Raw genomic sequence first — 11,955 nt, forward strand, 5'->3', positions numbered from 1 at the left:
TCAGCACGCTACAGCGCGCGCAGGCTGACCGCCTCGGCAGGATAGGTCTGCTCGCCGCCCGGCGTCATCACGCAGGCGCGACCCCATACGTCAAGCCCCGCGAACACGCCGGTGTTCATGAGACGCCCGTTGGGAGACAGCACGGCGACCTGATGGCCGAGCATGGGCACCAGATCGAAATACTCGGAAAGAATCGGGGCCAGCGGACCAGCCGACGCCCGGCCCTCATGCACGAGGTCCGCCCACGCATCGACGCGCGCGATCACGGCGTCGCGCAGGCGCCGGGCCACATCGGGCACCTCCACCGTGCCAGCCGCTTCCCCCAAAAGCTCGTCCAGCGACACCGGCGTCAGCGCGCGCGGCGCCTTCGGCACGTTGCCTTCTGCAGGAGCCTCGATCTCGACGGGATGCATGTTGACCCCCATGCCCACCACGGCAAAGGGGCCGGCCTCGCTGGCGCGGGCCTCGACAAGGATGCCCGCAAGCTTGTTGTCGAACGCGGTCGGCGTGCGGTCGTCGGCATCCACGCGGGCCACGATGTCGTTCGGCCATTTAATGCCGACGTTACTCGCAAGACCCAAACCGTGCAGCGCGTCGATGACCCCCATGGCGCATACCGCCGGCAGCGCGATGAAGTGCTGCATGGGGACCTGGGGCCTCAGCACCACGGACATATAGAGACTGCCCGCAGGCGACGCCCACGTGTGCCCGCGCCTGCCGCGACCGGCAGTCTGCTCGTCGGCGCACACGGCCCAGCCGTGCGGGACGCCGCCGAGCGCGGCGTCGATGGCGACATCGTTTGTGGAGGGCACGGACGCCTCGAACACCAGCGGCGCCTCGTTGCCGGAAAGCATCTCATCTGCCATTACAGCGTCCCCAGCTCCTGCGTCACGTGACCGACGCGCTCCTCGGGCTCCTTGACGTCGACGCCCTCGTAGCGGAAGAAGCGCGCCGGGTCGTGGACCAGGTCCTCGAGCGGCACGAGCACGAAGTCGCGCTCGCCCAGCTTGGGGTGCGGCAGGCGCAGCTTGTCGCCGCCGTGGATCTCGCCCTCCATCCACAGCAGGTCGCAATCGAGCGTGCGCGGCCCGTTGGGCTTGGCGCTCGCGGTGCGGTTACGGCCGAGCTTGTCCTCGACCTTCATCAGCTCGTCGAGCAGGATGAGCGGCGCGAGCTCGGTGCGGATCTCGATCACGGCGTTCGCGAAGGGCTCCTGGTGCTCCTCGTAGGCGGGCTCGCTCTCATAGATGTGCGAGCAGTTGGACACGCAGGTGAGCGGGATCTCGGCGATAAGGTCCTTGGCGGCGCGGATGTTGTCCATGCGTCGGCCCAGGTTGGAGCCGAGGGCCACGAAGGCGCGCCGAGGCTGAGGGCGGGCGACCGCCCAGTAGCCGTTCAGGAACTGCGCGAAGCCGGCGACGTCGTGCACGCGCACCACGTTGGCACCGGCCTGGATGGCCCCCAGGCACACGCCGAACGTCGCGGCGTCGCGGTCGGCGGCCTCGACCACGCCGGAAACGGCGCCCACGAAGCGCTTGCGCGACACGGCGCACATCAGCGGATAGCCCAAGGAGGCCATCTTGGCGGTCTCGCGCTGGATGATGATGTCCTCGTTCGTGTTCTTGCCGAAGCCCGCGCCCGGGTCGATGCAGATGCGCTCGCGCGCCACGCCGGCGTGAATGAGCGCACGGGCCTGGTCGGACAGGAAGCCCATGACACGGCGCATGATGGGAGCAGAGTCGGGCAGCGTGAAGCGGCGCAGCTGCGAGGTGCTCACGTACGCCTCCTCGCGGCGGCTCGCGCGCGCCATGACGGCGGCGAGCTTGTCCTCGGGCTCCGAGGTCTCGGCGGCAGCGCCGTCGGGAGCGGTCTTGACGGCATCGGCCTCGATGGAGGCGCCGGTGAGCTGGGCGGCGACGGCCTCGGCGGGCGCCGTCTCCTCGGCAGCAGGTGCCGCCGGCTCGGCAGCCGGGGCATCGCCGGAAACCGCAGCCGAGCCATTCGGGATGTCGGCAAACGGAAGCTGGGGCTGCACCAAGCCGCCGATCAGGCGCGAGCCGCCCATGCCGCGACCGCGCTTCTTGCTCGCGGTGGCGCCCGCGGCCGCCGCGGCCGCGGCGGCGCGGGCCTTCTCGGCCACAAACGCCGCGGCGGAGGTATCCAGCTGCACCGCCTTGTGGGCGCGTGCCGGCTCGGTGACCTCACCCGCATGCGCGATGACCACGCCGCATTTGGTGCTCTTCACGAACTCGATCATCTTGGGATCGGTGAAGCCCGTCACGTCGTTCACGATGGAGGCGCCCACGCGCACAGCGGCCTTGGCGACCTCCACATGGCGGGTGTCGATGGACACGATGGCCCCGCGCTGGGCAAGCGCACGGATGACGGGCAGCACGCGCTTGGCCTCCTCGTCGGCCGACACCGGCGTGAAGCCGGGCCGCGTGGACTCGCCGCCCACGTCGATGATGTCGGCTCCGGCGTCGAGCATGGCCACACCGCGTGCCACGGCGGAATCCACATCGAGGTTGCTCTCGTCGCCGTCGCTAAATGAATCCGGCGTGACGTTCAGCACCCCCATGATGCGGGGACGGTCGAATTTGATCTCGTACTTTCCGCAGCGCCAAGTCTTGGTATCGTGAGCCATGAATATCCTTTCGCCGCACCGCCGCGCGATGCCCATGCGATCGATGTACACGTGCCTCTATTGTATCCAGACGCAGGAGCTCTTGTACGCGGCTCCCGCGCACCGCACGAAAAAGCAAATTGATATTGGGAGCGTTCTTGTCGTCCGAACGGGCGCGGTACAATAAACCAACCCTTGCAGAAAGGACGGTCTATGAAGCGTTTCCATAGCGTATGGCGCGCATGCGCCCTCTCGTGTGCCCTGGTGGCCGGGCTGAGCCTCGCCCCCATCATCGCCGGGGCGACGGCCGCGGACGCGGCTGCTGCAACCGACGGTATCCTCATCACGCTCGACAGCGCGGCCTCCGCGCAGGCCCGCTCGCTGGGCGGTGACGACGTGAACCTGCTTGCCGAATCCGAGGTCGTCGCCCAGCTGGGTCAAGCAGGACTTGAGGTCAACGACTCGTTTGAGAGCCAGGGCGGCCAGGTGGTGCTCACCGCGGATACCACAGGCGACCTGAGCGACGAGGAGGCCCTCGCCCAAGCGCGCGACATCGAGGGCGTGGCCGATGTCCAATATAACTACGTGTACCACCTCGTCGACATCATCGAGGAGGATGCTACGAGCAGCACGGGCACGTCCCGATCCGGCGTGAGCACGCTGACGGTCTCTTCGGTCAACGACCCCTTCGCCCAGATCTCCAGCCCTGCGGCGGACAACAACCAGTACTGGCTCTACAGCGCCAACCTGGACGACGCGTGGGAACAGGCGCAAAGCGACCACGACATCACCATCGCCGTGCTGGACTCCGGCGTGGATCTCGACCATGAAGACCTTGCCGGCAACATCCTGACCGACCTCGCCTGGGACGCAACGCTCGAGCAGCCGCTCTCCGCGTGCGAGATCACGGACTGCGCGGGCCACGGCACCATGGTCGCCGGCGTCGCGTCGGCTGTCGCCAACAACGCGCTGGGCATCGCCGGCGCCTCGTACAACGCCGACTTGCTGCCCATCAAAGTGGTGGACAACGAGGAGCGGCAGATCACGAGCGCCGATCTGGTGAAGAGCTACGAGTACCTGTTCGACCTGGTCGACAGCGGCAGGCTCGACAACCTGCGTGTCATCAACATGAGCCTCGGCGGCTATGAGGACAGCCAGGCCAACGACGAGGCGTTCCACGATGTGATCAAGACGGCGCTCAACACGTACGACATCCTCACCGTGTGCGCCGGAGGCAACGGAAACCAGACCACCACGCCCAACACGGGCAAGATGTATCCCGCGGATTTTGACGAGTGCATCTCGGTGACCGCGCTCGAATCCGACGGCACCAACCTCGTGTGGTCGGACTACAACGAGTTCAAAGACATCAGCGCACCGGGCCAGAACATCCGCACCACGAACATGAGCGGCGGCTTCTCAACGGCAAGCGGCACGTCGGTGGCCTCCCCCATCGTGAGCGGCACCGTGGCGCTGCTGTACGCCGCGGATCCCGATGCCACGCCCGAGCAGGTGCGTGCCGCCCTGGAAGAGACCGCCGTGCCCGTGGTCGACGAGGAGCACGACCGGACCGAGGTGAGCGGCAGCGCCGGCGCGCTGGATGCCGGGGCGGCCGTGGAGCAGCTGACGGGTGCGGTTGAGCCGGAGCCCGAACCTGATCCGGATCCCGAACCCGAGCCCGAGCTGCCGTTTGTCGACGTCGACCACGAGTGGTACTACCCCGCCATCGTGTACGTGTACGAAAACGACATCATGCACGGCCTGTCCGACTCGCCCCGCTTTGCCCCCAACGAGCCCATCGTGCGCCAAGACGCCGCCGTGGTCCTGTACAACATCCTGGGCAACGGTGAGAAGGCCCCCGACTGCGGGCTTGTTGATGTTGGGCAGGATTACTACACCGACGCAGTGAACTGGGCCGTCGCACACGGCTACATCAACGGATACGAAAACGTGGCGACCGGCGAGGTCACGCACTTCGGCGTGGGCGACCCCCTCACCCGCGAGCAGCTGGCGTGCATCGTGGCCAACATCGCACGCAACGGCGAGCCGTTCGGCAGCATGGCGAAGTACGAGAGCATGCCGGATCACGATAAGACCAGTACATGGGCTGTGACCAACGTGGTTTGGGCCATCAACAACCAGATCATCAACGGCGTGGAGCTGGGCGACGTGCGCTACGTGGCGCCGCAGAACAAGGCGACACGCGCCGAGATGGCCGCGATCATGATGAACTGCCTGGAACAGGACGTGTTCTAGAGCGGGTTGATTGGTTTTGTCCGCGCTCTGGTTGGGGCGCGGGCGGATTTTGCGCTCCCCGGGATTTCGAACGGCCTTGTCGGGGCCGGCGAGGTTCCGGGGTTTTCTTTTGCTGAAGCGTCGGGGTTCCCCTAGTTGCTCGCACGCGTTTTTCGGTATGAATTCACGATCGTGGTCAATTTGCCCATCGAACCGGGGAATGGGCGCTGGATTGTGGAAAGCGGGACGGCGAGAGCGGCTTGCGGCGCGGCAGGGACAATATAGTATGTATTGTATCGGTGCGTCCGGGAGCTGCTTTTCCACCTGGTGGGCGGGAAGGCGCGGCAGTCCTTCGATAGACTTGCTTGAATTAATGTAAAACGATAATCAGTCGGGCGGCGCTATCCCGGTTCGCTGGGTAATTTGACCACGAACTCGAAAAGATAGCGTGGGAGTGCTCGCTCGAGGTCGCTGTCTGCGCTGCTCGAGCGCGTAAAGCCGTACCGCAGAAACGCCACTTCGACTCGCTGCCGCGTCTTTAGTCGGGCGCCTTCTCGATATCCTCCTCGTGGCTTTTAGTTTGTTTAGCCGCAGACAACGTAGATCTTTAGGTGTGGATGTTTGCCTTTTGCCCCCGGAACGCACTGACGCCTGAATGGCTCTATTTGATAGCTTGCCGACAAATGAGTGTGTGCACGTCAGAAAAGCGAGGCCGTAAATCGGCTCTCATTGGCTCGCTTGGGTGCCGAGGTCCATTGACAGGCGGCGAATCAGATTTCCACCATTACATAACGGACAAAACGGCTGCCATTACAAGATGAAAACTGTCCCATTTCGCGTCTGAATCGCCCTAAAAACTATGCCATCTACCTGCGGTTTTAATGATGGTATCGATAACTGGCGATTATCTGTTCCTTACGGAAGGAGAAAGACGTATGACAGCTTGCGTCAACAGGAAGCACACTAAGAAGGTGGCAGCCGTCGTGACCGCGTCCCTGGTGGGCGCGCTCTCCCTGGGCGCCGCCCCCGTGGCGGCCGTGGCCGACACCGGGATCGACATGCAGGCCCTCACGCCCGCCGATGCGTTCAAGAACGGTACCGTCGCCGCGACCAACGGCAAGGGCGAGGCCGTGACGTTCCCCGCGAAGGACGACGTCGCCTTCTCCGCCGGCTCCGGCGAGTACCTGCTCCCCGAGAGCATCACCATCGAGGGCTCCACCATCGACTTCAACCTCAGCTCCGTCAGCGGGGACACCAAGATCGAGTGGAAGAAGAGCGGCGCTCCTTTCGCTGAGCTCGGCCTCGGCGCCGACGCGACGAAGGCTCCCAGCCGCCAGACCTGGACGGCCGGCGAGTACTCCGTCACCATCACCTACCTGAAGAGCGGCAGCCAGTACAATGGCGCCTCCAAGACGATCAACTTCGACATCGTCGACACCGACCTCACGAAGGCCACCGTCTTCAACGCGACCGACGGCAACACCGACGCCTCCGAGAGCACCTTCACCTACAACGGCAAGGCCCAGACCGTGGGTCTCGCCGTCGACGGCGCCGTCCTCAAGGCGGCCGACTATGTCGTTGAGATCAAGGACGCCTCGAACGCCACCGTTTACAATCTGACGAATGCCGGCGACTACACGGTGAACGTCTACGAGCCGGGCGAGAGCTCCACGACCTCCGCTCCCATCAAGTCCATCAAGGTCACCGTCGCTAAGCTGAACCTGAGCACCGCCGACGTGACCATCAGCGACACCACCAGCAGCGCGGCCCCGACCGCCTGCAAGGCCGACGGCGTCGACCTCAACACCACCGGCGGCAACGGTGACAAGGTCGATATCGCCGTCAACGCGAATATCAGCGTTAACGGTGAGTACACCGCAACAGTCAAGGCTGTGAGCAACCAGGCCAACATCACCGGCAGCGCCACGGTCACCTTCAACAAGGTCGCCGAAGTCGTCGCCGACTTTCAGTACAACGGCAACCCGTTCCCCTCGTCCATCATGAACGTGGATCTCTCCAAGCCTGTCACCGCATATGACGAGTCCCTCATCGAGGTCTTCGATACTGCTGGCACTGAGCTTAGCTCCAAGGACTACGACATCTGGTACACCGACAAGGACGGTAACGAGGCCAGCGCCTCCGACCTCGGCACCCTCGGCACCTGGAAGGTCAACGTCCGCGTCAACGCCAAGCGCTCCGACTACGCCATCGGCAGCGACACGCACACCATCACCGTCAAGGTGACCGGCGGCCAGGTCGCCGAGAGCGATGTCGTCTTCAAGTACAAGGGCGAGGTCTGCAACGACCTGACCTCCCTCGTCTACAACGGCGAGGACTTCCTGGATGACATCCAGACCGTCGTGCGCAGCGGCGGCAAGGAGCTCACCGCCGGCACCGACTACACCGTCAAGGTCGTCAACGCCGCCGGCGACGAGGTCGACAAGATCGTCGACGTGGACACCTACACCATCTCGATCGACAGCGACAACTACGATCTCAGCGCCGTCGCGGACAAGGACATCACGGTTACCGTGAAGCCCGTCGAGCTTTTCGATGCGGTCGGTGACAACCTCGTGTACGCCAAGTCCGACTTGATGCAGACCTTCGGCAACCAGACCATCATCCCCTACACCGGCGCGGACATCGATGCCGCCTTCACCTTCGGCTACTTCACCGACGCCGACGGCAAGGTCGTGGCATACGACGCCGACAAGAACTACAAGTGGAATGAGCTTCCCGAGGGGACCGTCCTCATCGACAGCATTGAGTACGCCGAGAAGGTCCCGAATGGCTCCGGTTCTTTCATTCCTGGAATCTTCAGCCCGGTTGACGGCCTGAAGGACACCGGCTACTACCGCATCACCGTGTCCCTTGGTACCGGCGTCAAGAACTACGACGTCAACACCGGTTTCGTCAAGGCCCTTGTCGAGGTCAGCGACGCCGGCATCTTCGCCGACGTGCCGAACGACGCCTGGTACTCCGAGGTCGTCTACACCGCCAAGAAGAACGGCTACATCAACGGCTACGCCGGCACCCAGCTGTTCGGTCCCGAGCGCGACATCACCCGCGCCGAGGTCGTCTGCATCCTCTACAACATGGCGGGCGGCAAGGTCTTGGTCGGCTCCGACCTCTGGAACCAGTACCTCGCATACGCCACCAAGTTCGATGACGTCGACACAAACATGTACTACGCTCAGGCTATCGGCTGGGCTGCCAAGTTCGGCGTCGTGAACGGCTACGGCGACGGCACCTTCGCTCCCGAGAAGAACGTCACTCGCGAGGAGTTCGCTGCCATGCTCGCGAACTACGCCAAGGCGATGAACGACTACGAGGCCGCGTCCTCCGACGCGCTCGGTTCCTTCGCCGACGCCGGCCAGGTCGCCGACTGGGCCGAGGAGTCCGTCGCCTGGGCGGTCGCCAACAAGATCATGGGCAACAACGGCTCGATCGACCCGACCTCCGACATCAGCCGCGCTGAGGTTGCCGCCATGGCGGTCAACTACCAGCCGGAGAAGATCACCGACAACTTCCTGCAGTAAGCTTCCTGTCGGGCAGTTGTCCAAAGCCCTCCCCTTCGGGGGAGGGCTTGCGGGAGGGCTCTGGGAGACAGAGCCTCCCCGCAAGCCTTTGGCTCAAGTTGCAAGCTGTCGCACAAGGCTCGATGCCGAACGGGCCCCTTGGAAGAGATTCCAAGGGGCCCGTTCGGCATTCCCCACCTAAGAGCGTTTTGGGAAATTTGCCTGTCTCACAACAACGACAACCCTGATGCCGGGATCGACTTTCCTTTCTTGGATTCAACGGTACCGCCTTGGTCTCTTAGTCCGTCGGGCGCTGTAGAGAGTTCCGGATTCTCCTTGATGTCTTTACCCTGTCTCCGATGCGGACATTATGTGGCAAACTCCTATGCGATAAGGTGGGCCTTGAAAAACGTATATGCCATCAACGGGCTCAGGAGGATGGCGAAGCCGATGCTCGACGCCTGCGAGCTCAGGTCGGCGACCTTGTCCAGCTTGTATACCCGCGGGGAGTCGCGACCGGACCCCGACGTCGAAGCCCCAGGCGACGACGTCAGCCCCTTAAGGCTCCTGTCGACGCACTTCTAGAGCGGGGATTGCGGGGAGGCCAACGGGAAGCAGGCGGGCGTCATCGAGGCCTCCGAGCTCTAGGACAACCCCCTTTCGCGACAGGGCGCTCGGGGAGGAGGCGGCGCTGTGACCGGCCGTGCTCGCTATCGCCTGGGTATAAACGCAAATGTTTCGTCGAGAGTCTTTTCAATCAGATGAAAAACAGCACGTCAGGCTGCCGAATTCAGTACTAACAATTAATGCCGAACGGGCCCCTTGGAATCTCTTCCAAGGGGCCCGTTCAGCATCGAGCCTTGTGCGACAGCTTGCAACTTGAGCCAAAGGCTTGCGGGGAGGCTCTCATGGTGAAGAGCCCTCCCGCAAGCCCTCCCCCGGAGGGGAGGGCTGATTAGTCTAGCCGTCTAGAGGCTAAACAGACTTCGACCGAATGTTAGCGCGGGAGCTTGTCGGTGCGGATCATCTCCGGCTGGTAGTTGACGGCCATGGCCGCAACCTCTGCGCGGATGATGTTGGACTGGCCGGCCACGAAGCCGCCGTTGCCCATGATGCCGCTCTCGACGGCCCAGGCGACGTTGTCCTTTGCCCAGTCGGAGACGGTGCTGGCGTCGGACATGCCGTCGAGCGCGGAGGCGTCGGCAGCCTCGAACTTGCCCATGGCCTTCGCGTAGTTGGCGAGCAGGCTCGCGAACTCCTCGCGGGTGATCTGGTCGTAGGGGCGGAACTCGCCGTTGGAGCCGTTGGCTACGCCGAAGGCGCGGGCCCAGGCGAGGGCCTTGGCGAAGTAGGCGTGGCCGTCGACGTCGGAGAAGCCGGTGTTGTAGCCGTAATCGACGTCGAAGGAGAAGTCCTCGTCTCCGATGGAGTCGCCGCCGGCCATGTTGTAGATGATGCACACGGCGTCGGCGCGGGTGATGTCGGCCTCGGGGGCGAACAGGTTCGTGCCGGAGATGCCGTTGATGTACCACTGGCTGTAGGCCTTCTCGACCGCGACGGAGTACCACTTGGTGGAGTCGACGTCGGTGAAGTGGCCGGCCTCACGGATCTCGAAGACGAACTTGTCATCGTTGAGCTGGTAATTGCTCTTGGCAGCGTCGGACAGGGCGATCTTGACGGTGTACTCGCCCTCCTCGATGGCCTCCTTGACCGTCTTGGTGTTCTCATCCTTGATGGAGACGATGTTGTAGAGGTCGGTAGACAGGTCAGCGTAGACAACGTTTCCGTCCTTGTCGCGCTTGACGTCCGTGCCGTCCTCATTGAGCACAGGATACTTGACCGTCGGAATCTCGACAGCGGAACCGGTATAGGCAACCGCATCGTTCTGCAGGACGACGGTGCCGGCGGTGTTGGTGCGATACAGGAAGTCCTTAAGATCGCCACCAGTGACGGCAAGGCCGATCTTGATGGGATTAACGGTCAGGGTGAGAGTATCATTCGGAGAGGAGCCAAACGAGAAGGTCAGGGGGTTGACCTTGATCTCGTACTCGCCGGCGTCGACGATGGAGTCCACCTCGCGGTTCGTATCGGTGTTCGTAACCTTGATCTCGTAGTCGGTGCCCTCGACGAGGTCAGTGCCGTCAGCGCCCTTGACGACGACGGAGATCTTATCGAGCTGGTCGGTGCCGTCGTAGGTCACGCTCTCAGCGTTGCCCGCGAGCTCTCCGTCGACGAAGAAGGCGAGGTCCTCGCTGTCGTCGAGGCCGACTGCCACAACCTCGACGTCGAGGGTGATGGTGCCGCCGGACCAAGCGCCAGTGGCGAAGTCCTGCGTGGGCTTGACACGGATGGTCAGCTCGTACTCGCCCACGTTGGCGAGAGCGGAAGCATCGACGGTCTTGTTGTCATCGGTGTCGGTGTAGGTGATCTCGAGATCGTCGCCGGTGTAGGAGTTGCCGGCGGTATCCTTCACGACAATCTTGCTGGCATCGAAAGCATCGCCGTAGGCAAGCTCGATCTTGAGCGTGCTGCCGGTGTAGTCGACACGGTTGTACTCGACCGCGTCGGCAACCATATCGTCTACGATGCAGTAGGAGATGGAAGCAGTGCCGGTGATGTTCTTGTTGTTAGCAACCGGCGCGATGGTGACCTGGTAGACACCCGCTTTGCCCGAGCCGAAGCCGGCCGTACCGGCGGGGTTCGTGACCTTGGTCACCTCAATCTCGCCAGCGAGGGTGCCCGTGGCGCCGCCCGCGACGCTTCCATTGATATAGAGGTTGTCCTCGAGGTCAGCTTCGCTGATGATGGCCGTGTCAGTGTCCTTGACAACAACGGTCGACGTGCTGAGGTCTAGCTTCGCAATAGAGAAAGGCACCGAATAGGTGTTGGTGCCGTCAGAGAACTCGGCAATATAGTCGCCGGCATTCTGCGGCACGGCGCTATCGCCCTTAGCATCCTTGTAGCTGATGGAGCTAGTGGCGCCGTTGGCGATCTCGTAGCCCTCGGCGTCGACGAAGGACAGGGTCGAGCTCTGGTCCTTGCCGTTATAGGTGGGGGTGCCCTTGACGGTCACGCCCTCGACCTTGCCCTCACCGGAGATCTTGAAGTGGACGTCGTAGGATTCGCTGTCATAGGTGTAGGTGACGCGGTAGGTGCCGGTCGTGTCAGTGCCGGTGCTGCCGGTGGCGAAGTAGGCGATGGCATCGTCCAGCGAGCCGGTGGCCCCCACCAAGGAATAGCCGCCGCTCGTATTGCGCTTCTCGTAGCGAAGGTAGTCCTCATCAACCTCGGTGGTCGTATAGGTGCCGGTGATCTCGGTCGGGACGAGGAACTTGCCGGACTTAGCCGTGAAGCTCTTGCGCTCGAGATCGCCTGTAACCGTGGCGCCCTTGCCGTCGGTCGCAGCGGTCACCTTGGCGCCGGTGGCCCAGTTGGCCGCCAGGGTCTCGATCCCGGTGTCGGCCACGGCCGCCACGGGGGCGACGCCCAGCGAGAGCGCGCCCACCAGGGACGCGGTCACGACGGCTGCCACCTTCTTAGTGTGCTTCCTGTTGACGCAAGCTGTCATACGTCTTTCTC

The 11,955-nt window shown here is 63.5% G+C and carries 6 protein-coding genes; 3 read left to right on the plus strand and 3 right to left on the minus strand.

Translation table 11 applies throughout. The annotated features are described in order from the left end of the window. Positions 1-8: 8 nt before the first annotated feature. Together B5F74_RS11470 and folK are read right to left on the minus strand one after the other, a co-directional pair. Positions 9-866, minus strand: coding sequence for a biotin--[acetyl-CoA-carboxylase] ligase (locus B5F74_RS11470; RefSeq protein ID WP_087202626.1), 858 nt, complete (start codon positions 864-866; stop codon positions 9-11). After that, positions 866-2,644 (minus strand): 2-amino-4-hydroxy-6-hydroxymethyldihydropteridine diphosphokinase, encoded by a 1,779-nt coding sequence (gene folK, locus B5F74_RS11475; RefSeq protein ID WP_087202628.1) that lies wholly within the window; start codon positions 2,642-2,644, stop codon positions 866-868. The genes B5F74_RS11470 and folK overlap by 1 nt, the downstream gene beginning before the upstream one ends. Positions 2,645-2,836: 192 nt before the next feature. On the opposite strand from folK, the gene B5F74_RS11480 reads away from it, so the two are divergent. From B5F74_RS11480 to B5F74_RS11490, 3 genes are all read left to right on the plus strand, one after another. Further along, a complete protein-coding gene (locus B5F74_RS11480) occupies positions 2,837-4,879 on the plus strand; it encodes a S8 family serine peptidase (protein ID WP_087202630.1) in 2,043 nt (680 codons plus the stop codon). A gap of 914 nt (positions 4,880-5,793) precedes the next feature. After that, on the plus strand, positions 5,794-8,397 hold the full coding sequence (locus tag B5F74_RS11485; RefSeq protein WP_087202632.1) for an S-layer homology domain-containing protein: 2,604 nt from the start codon (positions 5,794-5,796) through the stop codon (positions 8,395-8,397). A gap of 381 nt (positions 8,398-8,778) precedes the next feature. After that, complete coding sequence (locus tag B5F74_RS11490; protein ID WP_087202634.1) at positions 8,779-8,961, plus strand: hypothetical protein; 183 nt, start codon at positions 8,779-8,781, stop codon at positions 8,959-8,961. 412 nt (positions 8,962-9,373) lie between these two features. Here the strand turns inward: B5F74_RS11490 and B5F74_RS11495 are convergent. Further along, positions 9,374-11,955: S-layer homology domain-containing protein (locus B5F74_RS11495; RefSeq protein WP_204212592.1), on the minus strand; the 2,582-nt coding region annotated here is incomplete at its 5' end.

Origin of the sequence: Collinsella sp. An271, from assembly GCF_002159695.1 — a bacterium.
Taxonomy (GTDB): domain Bacteria; phylum Actinomycetota; class Coriobacteriia; order Coriobacteriales; family Coriobacteriaceae; genus Collinsella; species Collinsella ihumii.